The 21891-nt window shown below is 48.3% G+C and carries 23 protein-coding genes; 12 read left to right on the forward strand and 11 right to left on the reverse strand.

Annotated features, from left to right (window positions below):
• Positions 1-33 precede the first annotated feature (33 nt).
• From AB1L17_RS12045 to AB1L17_RS12075, 7 genes are all read left to right on the forward strand, one after another.
• Positions 34-651 carry a hypothetical protein gene (locus AB1L17_RS12045; protein WP_412845027.1) on the forward strand — a complete coding sequence of 206 codons (618 nt, stop codon included), beginning with the start codon at positions 34-36 and terminating at the stop codon, positions 649-651.
• A 429-nt stretch (positions 652-1080) separates the two neighbouring features.
• Entirely contained in the window at positions 1081-2181 is a 1101-nt protein-coding gene (proB, locus tag AB1L17_RS12050) for a glutamate 5-kinase (RefSeq protein WP_412845026.1), read from the forward strand.
• A 38-nt stretch (positions 2182-2219) separates the two neighbouring features.
• Positions 2220-3488 (forward strand): glutamate-5-semialdehyde dehydrogenase, encoded by a 1269-nt coding sequence (locus AB1L17_RS12055; protein ID WP_412845025.1) that lies wholly within the window; start codon positions 2220-2222, stop codon positions 3486-3488.
• Between the two features lie 20 nt (positions 3489-3508).
• Positions 3509-4351, forward strand: coding sequence for a pyrroline-5-carboxylate reductase (gene proC, locus AB1L17_RS12060; RefSeq protein WP_412845024.1), 843 nt, complete (start codon positions 3509-3511; stop codon positions 4349-4351).
• A 93-nt stretch (positions 4352-4444) separates the two neighbouring features.
• Complete coding sequence (locus AB1L17_RS12065; protein ID WP_412845023.1) at positions 4445-5251, forward strand: hypothetical protein; 807 nt, start codon at positions 4445-4447, stop codon at positions 5249-5251.
• Between the two features lie 102 nt (positions 5252-5353).
• On the forward strand, positions 5354-5674 hold the full coding sequence (locus tag AB1L17_RS12070) for a ferritin-like domain-containing protein (protein ID WP_412845022.1): 321 nt from the start codon (positions 5354-5356) through the stop codon (positions 5672-5674).
• A 13-nt stretch (positions 5675-5687) separates the two neighbouring features.
• On the forward strand, positions 5688-6020 hold the full coding sequence (locus AB1L17_RS12075; protein ID WP_412845021.1) for a spore coat protein: 333 nt from the start codon (positions 5688-5690) through the stop codon (positions 6018-6020).
• Positions 6021-6066: 46 nt separating this feature from the next.
• Here AB1L17_RS12075 and AB1L17_RS12080 read toward each other — a convergent pair whose 3' ends face one another.
• A complete protein-coding gene (locus AB1L17_RS12080; protein WP_412845019.1) occupies positions 6067-7515 on the reverse strand; it encodes an aminotransferase-like domain-containing protein in 1449 nt (482 codons plus the stop codon).
• Positions 7516-7662: 147 nt separating this feature from the next.
• On the opposite strand from AB1L17_RS12080, the gene AB1L17_RS12085 reads away from it, so the two are divergent.
• The 3 genes from AB1L17_RS12085 (at position 7663) to AB1L17_RS12095 (ending at position 10005) form a co-directional block, all read left to right on the forward strand.
• Complete coding sequence (locus tag AB1L17_RS12085) at positions 7663-8277, forward strand: LysE/ArgO family amino acid transporter (RefSeq protein ID WP_412845018.1); 615 nt, start codon at positions 7663-7665, stop codon at positions 8275-8277.
• A gap of 83 nt (positions 8278-8360) precedes the next feature.
• Entirely contained in the window at positions 8361-8978 is a 618-nt protein-coding gene (locus AB1L17_RS12090) for a DUF47 domain-containing protein (RefSeq protein WP_412845017.1), read from the forward strand.
• A gap of 19 nt (positions 8979-8997) precedes the next feature.
• On the forward strand, positions 8998-10005 hold the full coding sequence (locus tag AB1L17_RS12095) for an inorganic phosphate transporter (RefSeq protein ID WP_412845016.1): 1008 nt from the start codon (positions 8998-9000) through the stop codon (positions 10003-10005).
• Positions 10006-10063: 58 nt separating this feature from the next.
• Here the strand turns inward: AB1L17_RS12095 and AB1L17_RS12100 are convergent, their stop codons facing one another.
• The 7 genes from AB1L17_RS12100 to AB1L17_RS12130 all read right to left on the reverse strand — a co-directional run bounded on the left by AB1L17_RS12100 (position 10064) and on the right by AB1L17_RS12130 (position 16032).
• Positions 10064-10615 carry a DUF4825 domain-containing protein gene (locus tag AB1L17_RS12100; protein ID WP_412845015.1) on the reverse strand — a complete coding sequence of 184 codons (552 nt, stop codon included), beginning with the start codon at positions 10613-10615 and terminating at the stop codon, positions 10064-10066.
• A complete protein-coding gene (locus tag AB1L17_RS12105) occupies positions 10608-11294 on the reverse strand; it encodes a permease prefix domain 1-containing protein (RefSeq protein WP_412845014.1) in 687 nt (228 codons plus the stop codon). The genes AB1L17_RS12100 and AB1L17_RS12105 overlap by 8 nt, the downstream gene beginning before the upstream one ends.
• Positions 11294-11641 (reverse strand): PadR family transcriptional regulator, encoded by a 348-nt coding sequence (locus AB1L17_RS12110; protein WP_412845013.1) that lies wholly within the window; start codon positions 11639-11641, stop codon positions 11294-11296. The genes AB1L17_RS12105 and AB1L17_RS12110 overlap by 1 nt, the downstream gene beginning before the upstream one ends.
• A 142-nt stretch (positions 11642-11783) precedes the next feature.
• Positions 11784-13241: a YcdB/YcdC domain-containing protein gene (locus tag AB1L17_RS12115; RefSeq protein ID WP_412845012.1), complete on the reverse strand. Its 1458-nt coding sequence runs from the start codon at positions 13239-13241 to the stop codon at positions 11784-11786.
• Positions 13222-13764 carry an RNA polymerase sigma factor gene (locus AB1L17_RS12120; RefSeq protein ID WP_412845011.1) on the reverse strand — a complete coding sequence of 181 codons (543 nt, stop codon included), beginning with the start codon at positions 13762-13764 and terminating at the stop codon, positions 13222-13224. Before AB1L17_RS12120 ends, AB1L17_RS12115 begins: the two co-directional genes overlap by 20 nt.
• Positions 13765-13780: 16 nt before the next feature.
• Positions 13781-15394, reverse strand: coding sequence for a YcdB/YcdC domain-containing protein (locus tag AB1L17_RS12125; RefSeq protein WP_412845010.1), 1614 nt, complete (start codon positions 15392-15394; stop codon positions 13781-13783).
• Between the two features lie 122 nt (positions 15395-15516).
• Complete coding sequence (locus tag AB1L17_RS12130) at positions 15517-16032, reverse strand: DUF3574 domain-containing protein (protein WP_412845009.1); 516 nt, start codon at positions 16030-16032, stop codon at positions 15517-15519.
• A 261-nt stretch (positions 16033-16293) separates the two neighbouring features.
• On the opposite strand from AB1L17_RS12130, the gene AB1L17_RS12135 reads away from it, so the two are divergent.
• The gene (locus AB1L17_RS12135) at positions 16294-16683 is read left to right on the forward strand and encodes a cupredoxin domain-containing protein (RefSeq protein WP_412845008.1); all 390 of its coding nucleotides are present in this window, start codon (positions 16294-16296) and stop codon (positions 16681-16683) included.
• On the opposite strand, the gene AB1L17_RS12140 is transcribed toward AB1L17_RS12135, so the two are convergent.
• The 3 genes from AB1L17_RS12140 to AB1L17_RS12150 form a co-directional block, all read right to left on the reverse strand.
• Entirely contained in the window at positions 16673-17893 is a 1221-nt protein-coding gene (locus tag AB1L17_RS12140) for an MFS transporter (RefSeq protein ID WP_412845007.1), read from the reverse strand. The two genes, AB1L17_RS12135 and AB1L17_RS12140, sit on opposite strands and share 11 nt — an antisense overlap.
• Before the next feature lie 20 nt (positions 17894-17913).
• Complete coding sequence (locus AB1L17_RS12145) at positions 17914-18849, reverse strand: 4-hydroxy-3-methylbut-2-enyl diphosphate reductase (RefSeq protein ID WP_412845006.1); 936 nt, start codon at positions 18847-18849, stop codon at positions 17914-17916.
• A gap of 128 nt (positions 18850-18977) precedes the next feature.
• Positions 18978-19907 (reverse strand): ketopantoate reductase family protein, encoded by a 930-nt coding sequence (locus tag AB1L17_RS12150; RefSeq protein WP_412845005.1) that lies wholly within the window; start codon positions 19905-19907, stop codon positions 18978-18980.
• 226 nt (positions 19908-20133) lie between these two features.
• Between AB1L17_RS12150 and glnA the strand changes: the two genes are divergently transcribed.
• Positions 20134-21552 (forward strand): type I glutamate--ammonia ligase, encoded by a 1419-nt coding sequence (glnA, locus tag AB1L17_RS12155; RefSeq protein WP_412845004.1) that lies wholly within the window; start codon positions 20134-20136, stop codon positions 21550-21552.
• Positions 21553-21891 lie beyond the last annotated feature (339 nt).

Below are 21891 nucleotides of genomic sequence, written 5' to 3' on the forward strand. Positions count from 1 at the left end.
AGTAATAACGATTGCTTCCAAGTGAGGTGCGCTATGAAAATCAACTGGAAAAACTGGATATTTATTCTTGCTCTCTCTTTGCTCGTCACAGGATGCATGACTCCCGGCAAGCAGGAGCAGGCAAAAAGCAAGGCCAAAACACAAAGCAAGCCACCCAAGCAATCTGCTATCCAAAAGCTTGGTGATAACAAAATGGATGTTGTCCTCTTTCTGAATCAGGCGGAGCATCTGCTCGAAGATGTGTATTATGCGGCTGCGGACAATGCGAAGGGCAAGTCTGTGTATGAGGATGGTCTCGTCTTTCGTGAATTGCCCAAGCGCTTTGACAGCAAAGATAAAATAACGGGTTACTTCGGTCGTTTTTGGAGTCGTCCACTGGCAGAAGCCATGTACGACAACATGACAACCAAGCTCGTGAAGGAAAAATTATACGTGGCGATCCCCCGCGTCGACTATCCGACTTTGATCTCCGTACGAAATACGACCGTTCAAAAAAGCAATGGGGAAATCAGCGTGACGATCGAGGATGCGACGGATTCCTCCTTTGCTTCTGACCGTACGCTCCGCTATCGACTCGTACGCGATCAAAAATCAAAACGGTTCGAAATCAAATCCCGGGTCGGCGCTTACGGAAATGAACAATTTCAATAAGCCTCTTGACATTTCTTAGGGAACCAGCGAATAATAGTGAATTAATAAGCACATAGTGAGCGGCAATGACGGGGAATAGTAAAACCGCCCTTCAGGTCCAGAGAGCGAAATCCACCGGCTGAGAGGTTTCGTCCTTGAATCGGTTTGAACCCACCCCAGAGCATCCAGGGAAGACCTGGACAGGTTTCTTTCACCTGTTATCAAAGAAAGAGAGCCGGGTGTTTCTTGACCGAAGTATGTCTTTTGGTCAAAAACGTCAAATAAGGTGGTACCGCGTGAGGTTATCAAGCCCTTTCGTCCTTATCAAAGAGACGAGAGGGCTTTTTTCTGTGAAAAACGTCTCGACGTTTTTCATAAAAATGGATGTGATCGCTTGCGGTCAAACAAAACGGTCGTGACCGTTTTGTTGGAAACAAGGAGGTTTTACGCATGAAAAAGGGTAAATTGCGTTTGGTAGTAAAAGTGGGAAGCAGCTCAATAGCGGCAGCTACAGGTGGTGTTGATCCGGCGAAAATGTCACTGCTCGTCTCCGCTGTCAGCCAATTACGTGAGGCTGGTCATCAGGTTGTGTTAGTGTCCTCGGGAGCAGTCGCCAGCGGCTATCAAAGTCTCGGTTATCAGCAACGACCGCGATCCTTGGCAGCCAAGCAAGCAGCTGCTGCCATCGGACAAAGCCTGTTGATGCAAACCTACACACAAATGTTCGGCGCCCATAACTTTAGCGTGGCACAAATCCTGCTGACCCGTGGCGACTTCTCCCACAAGGAGCGGTATCAGCACGCATTCTCCACCCTGTCACTGCTGCTAGATAAAAATATTTTGCCAATTATCAACGAAAACGACACGGTATCCGTAGCAGAGTTGACCTTCGGAGACAATGATATGCTTGGCGCACTCGTCGCTGGTCTCATTCACGCTGATTTGTACATGATCCTGACCGATACGAATGGCTTGTATGATAAAGACCCTCGTCATCATACAGATGCCAAACACATTAGCTGGCTTGAACGCGTGACCGACGAAATCGAGGCACTTGCAGGTGGAGCTTCGCAGCTAGGAACGGGCGGCATGCGCTCAAAGCTGATCGCAGCAAAGACTGCCCAATCATTAGGAATCCCTAGCTTTATCGGAAAATTGACGGACTCATCGGATTTGCTGGATGTTCTTACCGGCAGCGGAAACGGCACCTATGTCAACTATCACCCGGAAGCGCCTGCAACGAATGGCGTTCCTACACGGAAGCAATGGATTGCACTTCACTCACCTACCCGCGGAAAAATCACAGTGGATAGTGGCGCGGCTGAAGCGATTTTGGAAAACAGCAAAAGCTTGCTCTTGGCAGGTGTCCGCGATGTATCAGGCATGTTCGACCAAGGCGAGGTGATCGAGGTTTATTGTGAGGGCACCTTGATTGGTCGCGGTATCAGCAGATTCACTGCATCACAGTTAAGTGATTTTCTTTCCCCTGATAACGTAACGCGACACAGCGGTACTGTTATACATCGGGATGAATGGACGCCCGTCATTTAAACGAATCCACGTAGACAGAATAAGGAGTTGGAGAAACCATGGACAGCTTGAAGCAAAAAGTGCATGCACAAATCAGCCTGGCGAAACAGGCATCACGAAGAATGGCGATACTCTCTCGCAAAGAAAAAGACCATGTGCTGGTCGCAATTGGCAATCAGCTCCTGGCAGATGAGGCTCATATCCTCTCTGAAAACGCCAAGGACCTCGCCCGCGCGGAAGCAGACGGTCAGCCTGCCTCTTATCTCGATCGTCTCCTGTTGACCCCGGAGCGAATTACGCAGCTCGTGGATAGCCTCTCGCAGCTGGCATCACTCGACGATCCGGTCGGAGAAAGAATCGACTCGTGGACACGGCCCAACGGACTTTTCATCGAACAAATCCGCGTTCCTCTCGGTGTCATTGGAATGGTGTACGAAGCCAGACCGAACGTAACCGTTGACGCTGCTGCTATCGCCATTAAAACAGGCAACACGATCGTCCTGCGCGGTAGCCACAGCGCTGTTCACAGCAATCTCGCCTTGGTGAAAAGCATTCGTCAAGCGCTCACCGATACAGGTCTTCCGGCTGAAGCTGTGCAATATTTGCCTTTTGCCGAGCATGCCTCAGTCGACTTCTTATGCACCGCCAACGGCCTCGTGGATGTCATCATCCCTCGCGGTGGTGCAGGATTGATCCAACGAGTTTTGCAAATCGCCAGCGTCCCTGTACTCGAAACGGGCGTCGGCAACTGCCACATTTTTGTGGATCAAGCAGCTCCATATGACATGGCAGAAAACATCGTGATCAATGCGAAAACAAGTCGACCTGCTGTATGTAACGCTGCTGAAACATTGCTCTTGCACCGCAGTTGGCCACAGGACAATCAGCGAGCTTTGCTCCAAAAGCTACTCGCAAAAGGCGTTGAACTCCGTGCTTGCGAGCTTACGAGGGAGCTGCATGTCGACCTCGCTGAACAGCTGCACCATGCTGCCGCAGAAGACTGGGATACAGAATACTCCGAGCTGATTCTGGCTGTCCGTACTGTCGATAGTCTAGAAGATGCCATCGAGCATATTACCACACACTCCACAGGTCATTCCGAGGCGATCGTAACGGAAGACGAACACGCAGCACGTCAGTTTTTGACTGCAATCGATGCGACAGCCGTTTATCATAATGCGTCTACCCGCTTTACAGACGGAGGAGAATTCGGCTTCGGTGCCGAGATCGGCATCAGTACGCAAAAGCTTCACGCTCGCGGTCCTATGGGCTTGCCAGCGCTCACTTCTTACAAGTATGTCGTACGCGGAAGCGGCCAAATCCGCTAGTCCAAAGGGAGGGAATCACCATGAGTAACCAAGCAACAGCGATTACAGAAGGGCGGATCGGTTTTCTCGGTGCAGGCTCCATCGTGGAGGCCATGCTTTCCGGTATCGTAAAGAAAGGTTTACTCCCTTCTGAGCGTATCGCCGTTACCAACCGCAACAACATGGAGCGCTTGGAGCAGTTAGAAAATGATTATGGCGTATCCTCTACAGAAGACAAATTCGAGGTAGTCCGTTCTTCCGATATTTTGATTTTGGCAATCAAGCCGAAGGATGCTGCGGAGGCATTACAGGATTTGCGTGGAATCGTTCGTTGTGACCAATTGATTATTTCCGTGGTCGCTGGCGTCTCCACCAGCCTGATCGGAGAGTGGCTCGGTACAGATTGCCCGATCATTCGCACGATGCCCAATACATCGTCCGCGGTGGGTCTGTCTGCTACAGGTCTGTCCGCGAATCCTTTTGTCCAGGCAGAGCACCGTGAGCTGGCTACCCGACTCTTCGAAGCGATTGGCACGGTATACGAAGTAGCCGAAGAAGAGCTGGACATCATTACCGGATTGTCCGGAAGCGGCCCTGCTTACATTTACTATTTGGTAGAAGCCATGATGGGTGCGGGAGCCACTGCGGGACTGGATCGGGAAATGGCACGCCAGCTAACGTTGCAAACAGTAATTGGAGCGGCGCATATGCTGCTCGACACGCGAGAAGAGCCTTCTGTTCTCCGCCAAAAAGTAACGAGCCCTGGTGGAACGACACAGGCAGGACTTGAAGTATTGGAAGCCTATCAATTCCAGGAGGCCGTCACAGCTGCCATCCTGCGGGCAGCAGAAAGATCGCGGGAGATGGGGGCACAATACCAGTAAGGGCGTTTTGCTCCCTCTATGTCATGTATAATCAAAAGTCATGTATAATAAAAGGGATCAAGCAAAGTCGAGAAAATGGACGAAGGAGGTCCCATGGAAATTTACGCCTTGTACGGCACCAGTGGAACAGGAAAAAGCACCAGTGCATTAGAACTCGCTCACCGAATGAACATCGACGCCATTATTGACGATGGCATCCTGATTTACCAGGGACGCAAGGTGGCCGGAACCTCTGCCAAATACGAGAAGACAAAAATCCAGGCGGTAAAACGAGCCATTTTTCACTATAAGGAGCACGCAGATGAAGTACGGCGAAGCCTCGGTGAGGTTCAACCAGCTCGCCTACTGATTCTGGGGACGTCGCAGCGGATGATCGGACGGATTGTCGAAGCCCTGCATTTGCCTTTTCAAGTGGATTTCATTCCGATTGAATCCATCAAGCCCCCACAGGATATCGAGGCTGCTCGCTACGTGCGGGAAACAATGGGCAAGCACACGATACCGATTCCGCGTGTGGAGGTAGAAAAAGATTTCCTCCAGCGACTGATCTCTTCTGCCCAACAAATTTTCAGCTCGAAAAAAGAAGTGATTGGGGAGACGACTGTGGTACATCCTCCTTTTTCAGGCGGACGTATCATCATTCATCCCCAGGTGTTGCGAAAAATCGTGCAAGCGGCCTGCAACCAGTTTGACGAGGTCCATCATGTGGTCAAGATTGTTTCCTCCTTTGAGGGTTTACCCCGGTTTCAGGTCTCGATTGCTCTTACGCTGCCTTACATGACCAATATTCCAGCACTTATCCATGAACTTCAATCTACGTTGTACAAGGAAGCTCAATATTGTCTCAATATCGCTCCCGCCAGCATCGACATCGTCATTTCTTCGCTGGAGCTATCCTGATCCGGTCCTTTGCGACCGGATTTTTTTGGCTGCAATCCTCAGGGGTTACATCCTGCCTTGTTGCTCATCCTATACTTGATTCCATCTGAAAGGAGCAACCCGATGCCATCCATGTTGTCTTCCAAGCCCTTTACGCAAGCACCGATTCCCGAACCGCCCAAGGTCATCACGACAAAGGACTTGAGCTACCTCAAGGATGCATTGTCATGGGAACTGATCGCTTTCAAAAAGCTCCATGCCTTCGCGCAGCAGGCTACCGATCCACAGGTCAAGCAATGTCTGGAGCAGCAAGGACAAATGCATCAACGGCATTACCAAAAGCTGCTGGGTCACCTCCAAAACAATAACACCGCAGTCATGGCCAGCATTCCGCAGATGCAATCCCAGCAACAGCAACAACAGCAGCAACAACAGATGCAGTAAGGGAGGAATCGGGATGCCAAACCAAAACCAGATCGCAAATCCACAATCAGGTCAGCTGCCTCAAGCGAAGGGGCCACAAATGAACGATCGTGATTATCTCAACGACTGTCTGGCTACCTGCAAATATTTGACGGATAACTTTAACATTGCGGTCCGTGAAGCTAGCCATCAGCAGCTCTATGATGACATGGTGCAAATTTTGAATGAAACGCATCAATCTGCACGAGATGCTTTCAATCTTATGTTCCAAAAGGGCTGGTACAAGATGGAGGCTGCCGAGCAGCAACAGCTGCAACAGGCTTATCAGCAGTTTAGCGGGTACTCTACACAGTTCCCTTACCATTGAGGATAGCGGAAGACACCTGGCCCAAGCAGGTGTCTTCTGTTCATGATTAGCCCCTGTCACGGAGCAACTGAGATAGGATCAATAATGCCTTTTCCATCTCGGCATCCTCTGCGTACACATAAGACAACCGTAAATGATGACTGTCCGTTTGATCGTAGACAAAGCCGGGATTTAACAAAACCCCTTTTGCCAGCGCTTCCGTGAATAGCTTTCGCATTGAAACAGCCTGACGCAAACGAAGCCAAATATAAAAACCGCCTGAGGGAACGCTCCATTCGGCCAAATCGTTAAACCAGCGATTGAGGCATTCGCACATCCGATCCCTTCTCTCTCGCAGTTCGGCTCTAATCCGATCCATATGCCTGGAATACCTGTCGGAAGTCAACCATTCCGTCGCCACCCATTGGGAAATGGCACTCGCTCCGTAGTCAGTCTGCATTTTCACATCCGCGAGGCGTTCAATGACAGGCTCAGGACCTACAATCCAACCAATCCGCAGACCAGGGCTTAGCGTTTTGGACAAGCTGCCCAAATACAGAACCAATCCACTCTGATCCCTTGCCTTCAGCGGCAATGGCCCGGGCTCGTCTAACCACATTTCCCCGTACACATCGTCTTCCAACACAGGCAGTCGCTCCCGCTCGCAAGCCGCTAACACTTGCTCCCTTCTCGTTTCGGTCATGCTTATTCCCGTTGGATTGTGATAGGCCGAAATGGTATAGAGTAACGCAGCGTTATGTGCCTGCTTTTGTCTCGTCAGCACATGGGGAGAAATTCCTTCCGCATCCATAGGTACGCCGATAAGGCGCATCCCCGATGATTGAAACAACGGCAAGGAGAATAAATACGAAGGCTGTTCGAGCAGGATGGCCGATCCACGATGAAGGATGCCAATCGATATCAGCTGCAGAGCCTGAAGAGCTCCCGAAACGACCAAAATAGAGGCTGGCGAAGCTTCGATTCCCCTGCTCCGCAAATGCTTGCTGATCGCCTGTCGCAAAGGCAACAGTCCTTTTGGCTCTGAATATCCGAGATGTGTCATCTTTCCCTGCAAGCTAGCCAGAACCTCCTCCATTTCTGCAACAGGAATCAGGCTGGGCGACAATTCACCTGTCCCTAAGCGAATGTAGCTCGGGTCTGGCTCATAACGATTGATGTCCTGAATCGTTGGCGAGTTGGGGAGATGGGCCCCCGCCTGAACATAGCCCAGCCAATTTGGCGGTGGCGCGGTCGTCAGTAAGGACCATGTATTGTTGCTAACGACGGAGCCACTCCCAACTGTTGCTTCGATGAAGCCATCCGCTTTTAGCTCTTCCAGCGCAGTCACAACCGTGCTGCGGTTTACTTCAAAGGCTTGGGCCAACGCTCTTTGGGTCGGTAATTTACTGTTGATCGGCCACTCTCCCCCAGCAATTTTTCCCTTTATATAAACCACAATCTGCGCGTAGATCGGTATGTCAGATGATTTATCAGGCTTCCAGTCTATCGTAAGCACAGGCTCATTCCTCCTCGTCTTATCATTGTACAAATTGGTTGGATTGCATGTAAACCAATTGGCTGGAGACAATTGATTCACGACCGTGAATAATGACAGTAATGCAAATTGTTTTTGCATCCAGAGAGAAACGGGGAGGAAGTTATCATGCTTGAAGCGATTTTGCACGGCTTTGTGCTTGCTTTTGGACTTATTTTACCGTTGGGCGCACAAAATGTTTTCGTTTTTAATCAAGGGGCTCTACAACCTACCTTGCTACGAGCCATGCCCGTCGTACTGACTGCGGCACTCTGTGATACGTTGCTCATTTTGTTGGCGGTATTGGGAGTCTCCTTGGTCGTATTGACTGTCACATGGCTGAAAACCGTACTGTACGTCGTCGGCTTCTTCTTTTTGATGTACATGGGTTACTTAACATGGCGTAGCCGGCCAAACACAGATGATGGGGAGAAGGAGCGTTTTTCGGCCAAAAAGCAAATCATGTTTGCTGCCTCCGTCTCTTTACTGAACCCACATGCCATACTCGATACGATTGGCGTCATTGGCACCAGCTCACTCAGCTATACCGGAACAGAGAAATGGGGCTTTACGATTGCTTGCATTCTCGTATCCTGCCTCTGGTTCTTCGGACTTTCGGTAGCAGGTCGTACGGCTAGACGATTGGACCGTTCTGGAAAATTGCAGCGTAGTTTGAATATGGTTTCTGCTGTAATCATGTGGGCCGTTGCCATCTACATGGCAGTCCAGCTTCTTACCACGTAAAGCGTTCGGGAAAAAAGTGAATAATCCCCACCGCCTCCACTCACAATACTTCTATTCGGGTTTTTCGAAGTGGAGGTCTGTTTATGCTTTTTACCAAATCGGACGCACTCTTGGATGAGTTGTATGAGATTGCGAAAAATGTTCATCAAACAGCGATTTATTTTAACGAATACAAAATTACTTCATTAGAAACGGTCAAAAGCTTTGCTACAGCGATGAAGGAATATGAAACAAAAGGCGACAAGCTCATCCATGAAATCATCGTTCAAATCAACAAGACATTTATAACCGCCATCGAGCGCGAGGACGTCTTGGACCTTGCCGTCAAGCTGGATGATGTGCTGGATGGACTGGAGTTTTGCGCTTCAAGGCTCTATATGTACGACATCATGGAAGCGGATGATACGATGGTGAGATTCGGCCAACTTATCGAAGACGCTACCAAGCAAATTCTTCTCGCCATCGAGCTATTGCAAAAGCAAAAGCTGTCGGCCATGAAGGAATACATCATCCGCATTAACGATTTGGAAAGCGAAGGGGATGACTTAGTACGGGATAGCATCCGGCGATTGTTCAAGACATCAAGCGATCCGATTCACATCATGCAGCTCAAAGAAATTTATGAGGTGCTAGAAGATGTCATGGACCATTGTGAGGATGTCGCGGATGCGATGGAATCAGTAATCATGGGCAACTCTTAACCAAGGAGACCTACTTTCTATGCAAACGAGCCTCCCACTTGTTGTCGCTGTTATTATCCTGGCTGTTTCCTTCGATTTCATCAACGGGTTTCACGATACAGCCAATGCCATCGCTACCACTGTGTCCACAAAAGCGCTTCCGCCCAAAATCGCCATTGGGTTAGCGGCCATTATGAATTTTATCGGTGCCCTGACATTTACCGGGGTTGCCAAAACGATCGGTGGTGACATCGCCGATCCTGCCAAGCTGGAATACGGTGTACTGGTGGTCATGGCGGCTCTCTTGGCTGCGATCTTCTGGAACTTGATTACGTGGTGGTACGGCATTCCCAGCAGCTCTTCTCACGCTCTCATCGGCTCTCTCGTTGGAGCAGTCCTCGCTTCCGCCGGGAGCTCGCAAATCAACTGGGCTGGTTTTTTGAAAATCTTTCAGGCGCTCATTTTGTCACCTGTTATCGCACTGGTAGCCGCCTACCTCATGATGAAATTGGTTTATTTTATTTTCAGCAAGATCATGGCTCCCCCTACCAAGGTAAACCGAGGGTTTCGCTTCTTTCAGATTTTCACGGCTGCTCTGCAATCCTTTACCCATGGAACGAACGACGCACAAAAAGCGATGGGCATTATCGTGTTCGCACTCGTTGCGGCTGACCTGCATGGGGATACGAACACCATTCCGTTTTGGGTTCAGTTTATATGCGCTCTCGCCATGGGATTAGGCACTTCTGTAGGTGGCTGGAAGATAATTAAGACGGTCGGGGGCAAAATTACCAAGATTGAACCAATCAATGGAGCCACCGCTGATCTCACGTCGTCCTCGATTATTTTTACGTTTACGCAGTTAGGACTGCCTGTCAGCTCTACCCATGTCATCTCCTCCGGGATCATGGGGGTCGGTGCCGCCAAGCGACTGAAGAGCGTCAATTGGGGCGTCGCAAAACGCATTGTGATCACCTGGTTTATTACGCTGCCGATTTCTGCCTTGCTCGCTGCAGCCATTTATTTGTTGCTAAGCTTGTTTATCTAAGAAACAGAAAAGGGACGAGTCTGTTAGAAGCAGGCTAGTCCCTTTTATTGGTTTTCGTCTATTCCTTTTTCATCAGGATTTTCATGCCCTCTTCTATAAAGCTGTCATCCCGCAATTTGTCCTGTACGCCTGTACGCCATTTTTCTTTTGTGAGAAGTGAAGTCAAATTTTCACCGAATAGGCTCTGAATGTCCGTGCGCGCAGCAACAATGATCTGATCAGTAAAACGATATTCAACCACTTGCAGATTGTCCACCAAAGCAAAGGCTGCGACAGAGTTATAGAGCATGGCTTGGTTAAACAATTTCGGTTCGACGCTGGTCGTCTTCTCCTCGTAATGAATCTCAATCGTAAACGTATCCGGACGGAGCTGAAAGGTGCCCTTGAGATGATCCAGAGGTAGATGATTGAACATGACCAGATTCGAAGTCGCTCCCATATACTTGTTTTTATAAGGCAAGATTGATTCCAAATCATGAGTCAGCGGGCTTTGCTGAGCCAAACGATATTGCTCTGATTGTTCTTCTTGTTTCGGGATGATCGCAAACTGTATGATCATGAACAGAACAACCCCGACAAGTACCAAAGCAAGAATGATTTTATTACGCATATTTGTCACTTTCCCCTGCATCGTATTTCAAAATAAGCCGCGGAATGGCGTGGAGCCACAGTGGTATGAGAATGGAGATGAAAGGCAGTGCATACGTTACGGCAATTTTGGCGAATTGATATGGTCCAGTGAGATTAACTGGAGTGGAGAACCACAGATTACTGCCAAAATGAAGAGCGGTCGTAAACACGAGTGTCCCGACTATATAAAGCGCCCATAGCATCCACCCCGTTTTCCGCAACAAAAAGGCTGACCGTACATTCATGCTGGTGAAATGCTGCGAGGATATCGGTCGTTTGATCCCAAGCACGATCAAGTAGAGGATTCCGATAAAAATGCAGATGGCAAACAAGCCATAGTTCAAGAAGATACCCATTCCCCATATACGCAGAGGCATGGTTACAATCCAGGCAATGAGTGCGTACAGCAATCCGTGCTGCAGTAGCTCTTGCAAGAGTGGGGTTATGAATACCCTGCGGCGTTCGCCGACAATCGCATCAATTGACGGGAGATTGGCCTTTGCTTTTATCACTGCCTCATCCAGCGATAGACCATCCGCAACCAAATCGGCCACCTTCGCCTCCAGATTGCTCAGTACTTCCCACTTGAGCTCTTCGATTTGTTTACTTCCTCTATACTTTTGAAAGATTTGATCGACATGGTGGTGTAAACTCTCCATTACACTTCCTCCCGCCTTTCGATGAGCTGGTCAATTAATTCCTTGGCGACTTTCCAGGATGCCAGCGCTTTTTCATACGCCTCTCTGCCCTCCGCAGTCACCTGATAATATTTGCGCCTGCCCCCCTGACTCTCATCTCCCCAGTAGGAAGCGATTAGTTTTTGTGACTCCAATCTTTTCAGGCTGGTATACAAAGAGGGCTCTTTCAGTTCGTAGCGACCGCCGCTGTTTTTGAAAATGGCTTTGATGATTTCGTACCCATAGTTATCGCCGTCACACAGTACACGAAGAATAATCGTATCGATATGACCGCGGATAATGTCACTGCTAATACTGCTGTCACTCATCCCCTTCACCTCGCATCTACAGCATAACACATATTACTATGTGTAACAAAGTAGTATGTGTCATGTTGCTTCTGCTCATAAAAAAAACAAGACCACTCAAAAAAGTCGAGATGGTCTTGAACAAATAGACAGCCAGTTCGTTTCATTGTTTCACCTGGTACACCAGATAGGGTGCTGGCGTCCGTTTTCCGTTTACTTCCGGCCAAACATAAAGCAGTTCAAGTGAGGGGCTATTCCCCTTGTTGGACTCTGTAGATGACTCGCCAATCTCTGAAAAATTCCCTTCCAGGCCTACTACCTGTTTGCTGGTGCTATCCACCCACACCTTATACTTGTGACTCTCTACTCTTGCTCCTTGGGTAATGGCTATGAAGTCTAGCCTGATTGCTGAGTCTTCCACTGCAGCACCTTCTATTGCAAGCTGTGTGATTTGTCTTGGTAAATACGACGCCAGTTTTTTGGCACCGATTTCGGCAGCCTGCGCTTGGGACAACTCCGCGGAAGTATCTGACTCCGTCTTATTTTTCATCCGGTACGCCAGAAGTTGACCAGACTTGCTCGCAAATCTTGCAGTGAGATAAGTATCATCCGTCATTTTCCAGGTGTATTCCATGTACGCTTCGTGTTGTTCCGTTGATAATGGACGGTTTTCCCCTCCGATACGAACACCGAATTCTTCCTGGATGAGAGAAGCTATCTCCTCTTCTGAGCTGGCCACGAGCAGCTTACCTTGTGCCTGAATAGGGATCAGGCTGTAGCTACGAGCTGCTGCCACGCTCTGAAAGTGACGGTCGAGAACTTCCCCGCTCAATGCGTTGATATAGCCTGCAAAAGTCGCGACTTCTTCTTGTTTCAAACTGGCAGTCAGCCTTTGTACTGCTTCCTCTTTGGAAATTGCCTTTGCTGGACTGGGGAATATCGAGAGATCCGTTGCTGCATCGAGATTCTCTTCAATAACCATACCCGCCGGTCTTCCATCTGACTCCAATGGAACCTTCACGACACTGTCGGCGAACGGAATACCGTTAATCACGCGTTGAAAAACAGCCGTATCTTTTTCCTGATGGTTAGAAGCGAGTTGATACTGCTTACTCTTATCGCCTAATTTCTGCTTGATATATTGCTCCACAGGCAGAGTTGGCGCATTGCTTACCGTGGTTGCCGTTTTTGGCTGTGTTCGGCTTTTTGGGAGCGGTTGAGATTTCGTAATGATACTCTGTTCTTTCTGTTTGGGCTGTTCTTTCACCTGGCTTGTTTTCCGTTGCTCGGCAACAGGGGGAATATTACTTTGCTCCGGTATTTCCTTCTCCTTTGCCAGTGAGGGCGCATTCTCTGCCCGCTGCTCCGTGCGTACACTGCTTGTCCCGTCTGGTACTTCTTTTCCGTCAGGCACAGCGACCAATAGAGCGAGTACTACAGCCGCAGCTGCGCCTCCTGTCATCGACAAGATGCGGCTCACTTTTTGCCTCTTCTTTATCTGCCGTGCCTGTTTAACCAGTGTCTGATCCAAATAGGTAACAAATTCCTGACGGGGTGGTGGGTCCTGCCTTCTTAACCCGCGCAGTTGGACCGTCAGCTTCTCATCCTCTAGCCCACTCATTTAGAAAGCCCCCTTCCTCCGTATCATCCATCATTTCTTTGACCAGCTTTAATGCCCGATGTGTATTTACTTTTACCTTGGATTCCGTTACACCCAGGATTTCTGCCGTCTCCTTGACGCTGTATTCCTCAATGCAGCGCAAGATCAGAACAAGACGATAATGAGGCGCAAGCTTTTGGATCGCTTGCTTCAGCTCACGAGCGTTTTCCCTCTTGGTCAGGACGTTTTCCGGACTCCCTTCCTTGGTCGCCAGCTTCATCAGCCAGTTTTCTGAGAAAAAGGACTTGACCTTCTGCTTGCGATGCTGGTCGATCGCCGCATGCTTGGCAATAGAGAAGAGCCATGTTTTCAGAGTGACTCTGCCATCAAATCCGGCGAGCCCTTTTAACACTCTCGTAAAAACCTCCTGCGTCAAATCCTCGGCATCATTCTGGTTGCCGGTAAAATGGAGCAGAAAGTAGTAAACGTCCTGATAGTGAGCATGATAGATCGCGCTGATCCGCTGCTCGATATCCTCCTGCACGGGTTAGCCTCCTTTCTTAGTACGGACTGTAATGCATTTCACCTGATGTAGTGAATTTGCCGGTTAAGGCATCAATTTCCCGATGGTCTAGCGAGATAGCTGTTCTGTATACCAGAATGGGTTGATAGTTTCGGTTATCCGACTCGATATCGACATCCGATGTGAAATATTGCAGCTCCAGCGGACGTACTTTTAGGTATTCCTTTACAGCCTGCTCATGTGAAACAGCCTTTTTGGGGTCAGGCAGAATAAGTGGTTCCCAAGATACATCCTCCATATGCAGACCTATCACCTCTCCCGTGATACGGTCTATTCTGATATAAATCTCATCATCCAGAACGGGAATCCCTTCGTGAACACTTACAAATTTGAACTGCTGCCCACTAAGTCTCTGTCCAAACTCTGCTGTCCCAATCGGCATCACTTCTTTTAGATGCTTTGGTGCGTACTTTTCCAACGCAGCAATCGCTAGTTTCATCGAATCTTCTCGCGTTAGCCATTTCTTTCCGTTTGGATCTTCTTGAGGGACTTCTTTTTCTCCCTTTCTCTTGTCAACCACACGGTAGCTCATGAATCGTCCTGTTTTTTCCTGCGTCTCAATTTCGGCTTCAAAGTCTTTATTGATTTCATGCGTATATGTCTTCCCTTTCGTGTCTTCAGACAAGCCTTCTTTGACTTTGTCAGCTTTGCTCTCAAGCCCAAAGGCCGCAAACATGGCTGCTGCTTCCTCTGTCGTCTTTACGGTTACTTCCTTACCGACAGGATTCACGTTGACAATGGGATTATATGCACTCCCCGTACCGTCATAAACAGGAACTTCCTTGCCTGTTTTAGCGTCAATGAATTCCGAGAATTCCGATTTGTAGCGTAAGGTAGGAGAGCCATACAGGTTGTTCTTCGTTTGCTCGTCCCATCCCACTACTGGCCGCTTCAAATAAAAGAGCTTCAGGTGTTTGGCGAAGGCTTGTTCAGCCTGATCCTTGGATATGGCTTCCTTAGGATCAGCAAACTTCAAATCTTCGAGGGCTGGTGCATCGTCCCCGAGCTGATAAAAGCCTGACCCTTTCGATATGACTTCTCCCTTGCTGTTTACGGTTAGATAAACACCCACATTCAGATACGGAAGACCGTTTACCTGTTTCGTAAAAAAAGCATTATTTTTATCCGAATAATTAGGGTTATATTTGAAGCTACCCATATCTGCTCCGTACCATTGCTTCATAAAATCTGTTGCTTTGCTGACTACCTTGTCATGCTCAATCTTCGGTCTGCCTTCTTCGGGAAATTCCTCGTTGTAGCGAAAAGTATCCGGATTCCCTTGTTCATCCAAACTGAATTCAAAAGACGGCTTCTTCTTCTCCTTGGAGGTTTGCAAGATAATCGTTATGTCATTCGTACCATCATCATTTTCTAAAATCTCAAGTGTACTGTAAGAAAAATCGGCCAAGTACGACAGTCTTTCCTTCACCTTTTGGATTGCCCGCTCTACCTTCACTTTCCATTCAGGCCCGAGCTCCTTTGCCTTGCTCTCCTCCGCCAGCACTTGTCCATTGTTCGTCAGATGGATTGGTGTAGTAGCAAGTAGCGTTGCAGCTGTTACCACAAAAATCACTTTATTCAGCTTTTTCATTATTTACATCCTCCCCGTATTTTTTCAACGTTAATTAATCGTAAGAAATAGCAAAAGGTTACAAAAAATGCAAAATAAAAAAGACTGTTGAATCAATCAACAGTCTTTCAGCGTCTATCCCGTTATTCTATGAAATACATTTTGCCGTCCACTTCAAGAGAAATAGCGGATTGCGTCATGTCCTTCTTCAATTGCTTGGCGTAGGCTACGACTTCATCCAATGCCTTTTTGTCGAGTTTTTCAGCAAAGCTGTACACGATCGTGACTTTTTCCTTAATCAGTTTCTTGTCATCGTCCACCCACGCCCCTGTTCCGCTAACAGCAGTCGCTCCACCAAAAAGGTTTGAAAATTGCGTCAATGATTGATCGACGTATTTTGCATGTACCTCATCTGTAACCGGCGTGCTTCCGTTCATTGTGGACGGAACATAGATTTTGACCACGTGACCCAGATGGAATTGGCTTTGCAAGGCACTTTCAGTATTTTTCGAGGCTGCCTCTGTCGTTGTTGCTGCATTCGTAGTCGTTACGGCATTCGTTGAGGCAAAAGCTTGTGACGGACTGGTTGCGGATTGCAGGGAAAGTACAAGAAGTGCGGCCATACAGAAACTGATCATACCTGAAACGATTTTTTTCATACGTTTTTCCATCCCTTCTTCCAATTTGGATATAAAAACCAACTCCTATTGTAATTTAGTGCAACTATGAAAGGAATCCATCATTAGACATGGGCCTGCTCATTGGAGTTAGTAAGGTAGCCCTACACAAGTCGTTCCTCTTCCAAGAAGGTCTCGTGATTGACTTCAACCGAATAGGAAAAAAGTGTTTATCAGATTCACTCCGGGGACAGGATAATAGTAACTTCCCATGCTATTGTCCACAAAGGAGTTGAAAGCAAAATGTCTCGTCAATGGTATCGGCTGCTTCGTTATCCAATCATCGCTCTGGCTGTGACATTATCGCTACTTTGGACACATCATCACTTTCGATTGCCCGCTTCATACGCTGTGGCCACGCGAACGCATACGATTACGATTTCTAGCGCCGGCTTTTTACCGAATCAATTAACCGCACACGAAGGAGAGCGCGTCTCGTTGATGATCGTCAACACCGATACGCGCCCTCACAATTTATCGATTCGTGACCTGAACCTGACATCTACAGAACTAAAGCCGACTCAATCTACTCTCTTGCAGTTTTCTGCCGATAAACGCGGACGATATCATTTCGTCTCGGACGCACCCGGCTATCCGGAAACAGGATTCCAAGGCATGCTGGTCATTGACTAGTATGCACTTCATCTTCATGTGAGATTTTCTTCCACCGACCGAATTTGATCATGAGAAGAGGAATAATCCCGATCGTGGTGATGGTTCCGAAAAACAAATAAATCGCTAGCACCGAAAACGAATCCTTGATCCATCCGGCGACCAAATTGCAGAACATCGTACCAAGCCCGCCTCCCACCGAAAAGAAGATGGCCAACGCCGTCACCTGAAGGGAAGCGGGCGTATTTTCGCGCACAAATTGGGCCGCTGTCGCCAAATAAAAGCCAACGGAAATCCCCTGCACAAAAAACATGGCAATCACGGCAGTCGTACTCGGAGCAGAGCTATACCAGAACCAGCGCATTGCGCAAAAAATCGCAGATAACAGCAGCGTGAGCTCCAATCCCCAGCGGCGGACGATATAACCCGCCAGCTTCATAAATGGGGCCTCACTTCCCGCAAACAACAAGAAGGCAAGACCTATCCCTGCAACCGTCCCTCCAATGTCCTGATAGAACAGGGAAAACCAAATATTATTGGCGTTTACAGAGCCCATCATGCAAAACGATGAAATCAAAAACAACGCAAAGCGTGGAATCCGCGCCAAATCTCTTATCCCCGCAAGCATACTGACGCGAAACCGCGATGCCTCTGTCACTTCTTCCGGAACCTTCAGAAGAAACAGAATCGCAATCAGAAACGCCATGCAAAATGAGTAAAAAAGAACGTTTGGCCCCCATCGCTCGACGAGAAGACCTGTGATGAATGCCGCTAGCGCAAAGCCGATCGCTCCCCATAAGCGAATGTCACCGAATTGCATGCCATGTCCCTTGGCATAGCCAAGAGCCAAGCTGTCTGAGATGGGAACGACAGCACTTTGAAAAAATGACAGCAAGATGTAGAGCAAAAACACGTAAGCAAATGTGGAAACGCCTGTAAAGAAAAGGCCAACCAAACCGGTAATTACCAAAGTCAGAATCAGCACAGTTTTGCGAATTTGGTAGCGATCACAGATCACGCCCCACATCGGCTGCGCCACAATGGACACAATCGGCGCGACTGCACTGATGAGACCGATTTGGGTCCCTGTTAAGTGGATGGATTCGTAGTATTGCGTAATTAACGGAGCAAAGGCGCCAAACCCGTAGTAAATAAAAAGATAAAGGGCGCAAAGACTTACGAATCTGCCTCTTGCGCCCCCCAGCCCTATACCGGAAAGAGATTCTGGCATATAACTCTCCTATTTTGAGGTTATTTTACCGTTGGCAATATTTTCGCCATATTGACGGTCCGCTTTTTGTCCCATGTAGCAGGATTGAATTCATCGAACTGCTCCAGGAAGGAAATGACTTCCTTGGTCAATGGAGTCGGCGTCGATGCTCCGGAGGTAACCGCCACATTTTTCTTTCCACGCAGCCATTCAATATCCAGCTCAGACAAATCGGCGATTCGATACGACGGAACATTTGCGATTTCTTCCGATACCTGTGCCAAACGGTTGGAGTTGTTGCTGCGCGGATCACCTACCACGATGCACAAATCTGCCTCTCCTACTTGCTCCGCCACGGCTTCCTGACGCACCTGTGTAGCGAGACAAATTTCATTGTGCACTTCCACCCCAGGATAACGCTTGAGAATCGCATCCATCAAGTGTTTGACATCCCATTGGCTCATCGTCGTCTGGTTGGTAACAATCAGCTTGTCTGTCGGCAGATCAAGTGCATCCAGCTCCTCCAGCTTTTGTACCAGATGTACGTGATCCGGCGCAATTCCCATAGCGCCCTCTGGCTCTGGATGTCCTTTTTTCCCGATGTAGATCACATGATAGCCATCTGCTACTTTCTCGCGAATCAAGTCATGTGTCTTCGTTACATCCGGGCAGGTCGCATCGACTACGGTCAAGCCTTTATCGCGCGCTTTCTTGCGCACCTCGGGAGACACGCCATGGGCGGTGAAGATTACGGTTCCCTCATTGACCTGATCCAAGAGAGCCAGTCGATCTTCTCCATCCAATGTTTTTATCCCTTGTTTTTCAAACGCCTCGACGACGTGTGCATTGTGTACAATCATGCCCAAAATGTGAATCGGGCGGGGCAAGTCAAAGTTTTGCGCTGTTCGCAGTGCCAATACCATAGCATCCACTACACCGTAACAATATCCACGGGGGGAAATCTTGATGACTTCCATCTTTACCCCTCCTATTCTTCTAAATAATTCAAGTTCAAATAGGATGTCGAAATAGCTCCCAGAACTACTTCGTGATCAAAAGGCGACTTTTTGAACATCCTCTAATAACATACGTTCATTATTATACCTTATTTGTCTGCATCACGCTTCTGTTCGTAAACCTTCAGATTATTGTAGACAACTTTCAAAAGCGGGGTGGACAAGCCTTTTTGTTCTGCTCGCTCCAAGAGATAACCTTGAAGATGATCCGCTTCCACCGGAAGACCTTTTTCCATATCGCGCAGCATGGACGATTTCGTCTGTGGACGCTGATTCTGGAAAGTTTCCATCTGCTTGTCGACGATATCCGGTTTGATTGGCGCCTCCAAAGCATTCATGACAGAAGCGATTTCTTCAGCCAGTTGGCGTGTCAGCTCTACGCCCCATGCAGACTCGCGGATCGGTCCAACAGCCGAATTCATCAGCGTAGTAATACCGGAAAACGTCGCGATAAACAAGTATTTGTGCCAGGCTTCCCGCTGAATGTTCGCACTTGCACGCATCGTTCCGTTGATCTTGGAAAAAGCTTGCTCGATCCGCTCTACACGCTTACTTTTACCGCCTTCCCACTCACCGAATACAGCATCGTGAATGGGACTGGTCTGTACGACATCTCCGTCTGCATTCAACGTCGTCTCAATGAAACAGAGACCTCCGAGCACACGCTCCCGACCAAAACGATCCCATAGCAGCTCCATATGCGCGATTCCATTCAATAACGGGATGACAACAGTGTCCTCACCCACGTACGGAGCAATGGCATCGACACTATCTGCCAGCGTGTAAGCTTTGTTGGACAAGAGCACAACATCAAATGGTCCCGCTTCCTCACCCGCCTGAATTAGCTGCGGATGCTCCAGCTGCAAATCCCCATGAATGCTCTGCACGCGCAAGCCACGCTCCTGCAGCTGTTTGTATCTACGTTCACGCACGAGAAATGTTACATCTACACCTGCTTCTACCAGCCTACCGCCAAAATATCCGCCAATGCCCCCCGCTCCCAATACGAGAACCTTCATCTGAATCGCCTCCGCTTTTATTCGTCATTGTTTGTCTACATTCTATAAAAAAGTAACCATTTTCTAAACCCCGTAATATCATGTTAGAAAACCTTACAATTAACGTTAGAAAACCTCTTGACGAACAATGTTAATTGTCGATATAATTCGAAATATAGAAAACAAGAAAAATCCGAACATTGAAAAATGATTTCCTAACTATAATTCGTGAATGGAGTGAATCGTTTTGGATATGAAAACAGTCTTGTCCACAATTGACGCAGAAAAAGTGGAGTATGTAGATTTTCGCATCGTTGACCTGCTCGGCCGTCAACATCATGTCACCGTTCCTGCCTACGCGGTAGATGAAGGGACATTCCGCCATGGTGTCGCTTTTGACGGCTCCAGTCTGACCGGCTACAAATCCATCGAGGAAAGCGACATGGTGGCTATGCCAGATGCAGCAACTGCCTTCATCGATCCGTTCGTGGAAGCCAAAACGATGAATATCATCTGCAACATCGTCAATCCTGACAACACCGTCTACACACGCGATCCCCGCGGCATTGCACTCAAGGCAGAAGCTTACCTGCAACAAACTGGCCTCGCTACTGCTGCTTACTTTGGTCCCGAGTCCGAGTTTTTCCTCTTTGATAACGTACGCTATGCCTCTGGTCCATCCGGCTCCTTCTTCCATATTGATTCAGAAGAAGCTTTCTGGAACACCGGAAAAGAGGGACAAAATCTAGGCTACAAAGTACGCAACAAAGGCGGTTACTTCCCTGTTCAACCAACGGACTCCCAAATGGATATCCGAAATGAAATGTGCACGTTGATGACGAAATGCGGTATGCATGTGGAGCGCCATCACCATGAAGTGGCAACAGCTGGTCAAGGTGAGATTAACTTCCGCTTCGACACGCTAACTCGTACAGCAGACAATCTATTGCTGTTCAAATACATTGTGCGTAATGTCGCAGCGAAACACGGAAAAACAGCGACCTTCATGCCAAAGCCAATCGTTGGCGACAACGGGTCTGGGATGCACGTTCACCAAAGCTTGTTTAACGGCGATACCCCATTGTTTTATGAGCAAGGTGGGTACGCAAACGTAAGTGAGACTGCTTTGCACTACATCGGTGGTATTTTGCACCACGCCCCTGCGCTCATCGCCCTGACGAACCCGAGTACCAACTCATTCAAGCGTCTGGTTCCTGGTTACGAAGCACCTGTGAATTTGGTCTTCTCCCAAGGAAATCGCTCTGCAGCCGTGCGGATTCCGATTGCTGCCGTCACACCAAAAGCGTCCCGCATTGAGTTCCGCACCCCGGATTCTACTGCTAACCCGTATTTGGCATTCGCAGCCATGCTGATGGCTGGTCTCGATGGAATCAAACGCAAGCTCGACCCGCGCGAGCTAGGCTTTGGTCCATTGGATAAAAACATCTATGACTTGTCCGATGCGGAAAAACACGAAATCAAGAGCGCTCCAGGCTCTCTCTCAGAAGCACTTGTTGCACTAGAACAAGATCATGATTTCTTGCTCGAAGGCGATGTCTTTACAAAAGAAGTGATTGAAGGCTGGATTTCGCAAAAGCGCAGTGAGATTGAGCAAGTGGAGCGAACTGTGAATCCGAAAGAGTATGAACTGTATTATGATCTGTAAAATCACGCAAAAGGCGAAGCCCTTCTCTGATGAGGAGGGCTTTTCATTTCCTGGACACCGCTTGCTATTTATTTGAATCGAAATAAATTGGCAAGCCCATTCGTTCCCTGGAAAGTTCTGATAACCTCGTTTGCTATGTGTACTCCATTTACTATTGTATCTATATTTAGGTTTAAGTTAGAAAGCCTTAGTCGAGACTGTCTTCTTTCCCTACGGTTCGATTTTACCCACTCTTGATAATATTGCCCTAACGATTCAGGATTTTTATGCAGCTTTCTGATCGAGACCTTATTCGACTTCAGCCAATCCGTAAATTCAGGGGTAAAACCGTTGATATGT

This window comes from Brevibacillus jepli, from assembly GCF_047229145.1.
Lineage (GTDB): Bacteria > Bacillota > Bacilli > Brevibacillales > Brevibacillaceae > Brevibacillus.